The organism is Methylocucumis oryzae (genome assembly GCF_000963695.1).
GTDB classification, from domain to species: domain Bacteria; phylum Pseudomonadota; class Gammaproteobacteria; order Methylococcales; family Methylomonadaceae; genus Methylovulum; species Methylovulum oryzae.
Window position 1 is genome coordinate 1 of sequence record NZ_LAJX01000348.1, and the last position, 832, is coordinate 832.

The window sequence follows — 832 nt, forward strand, 5'->3', positions numbered from 1 at the left end:
CGATGCTGTCGCAACACAATTCGCTGGTGTCGTGGCTGGTATTGAGGTGAATCGCACCTTCATTCCGGGCCACATCATAAATGCCATGCGGAATGAGTTTGCCAAGGCCAGCACTGGGAAAATCATGATCCAGGGTTTCGATGCTGGTTTGCGTAAGGGTATGACCTGCGCGGGCGAAGTCGCCGATGAGCTCCTTCTTTTTGGTATCGATGCTAATCACGGGGTCACCAGCGGCCGTGTATTCCGCTTTCAGTCGGGCGATGTTTTCGAATTGGGCATTGCGATCCGGATGAGCGCCCATGGATTTTTTCTTACGGGCCTTGCGTTGGCCCAGACCGTGCTTTTTCAGCAGGTTGCGAACGGTGCGGCGACTGGCTGGCGTTCCCATTTCCCGCAATCGACGGCTGATTTCGCAACGCGACAAATTGGTCCATAACACGCCTTCCCGCATGGGATCACCGGCGGTGAATTCCGCCAGAAGCGCCAGAAAGTTAACCAACAGCTGAGGTTGCTGTTCAGTCGCTGGTTTCCGACCCCCGCCTTTTTTTCGGATCCGGTCTGAGGGGGGATCATCGAGCAAATCGAGTTCTTGTAATCCGCGCCGGATGGTTTTCGGATCAATATCAAATAGCTTCGAAATAGAGTCGACGCCGCCACGACCCAGTTTCGTCGCTTCTATACCCGCGTATCGACGTTTATCCTTTTCGGATAGAGTTCCAAACAGGCGCTGCATCTTGATTTCAATGGCTTGGTCATAACCAATCATGGGCTTTTAATCGTCTTGCTCAAATCGCTTCATTATCCCAGATTTACCATTAGCAATTCAGGGAAG

1 protein-coding gene is annotated in these 832 nt (G+C 52.4%); it reads right to left on the reverse strand.

The window, feature by feature from the left end:
* On the reverse strand, positions 1-766 hold a 766-nt coding region (locus tag VZ94_RS21345), incomplete at its 3' end, for an ISAzo13 family transposase (protein ID WP_109867747.1).
* Between the last annotated feature and the right edge of the window lie 66 nt (positions 767-832).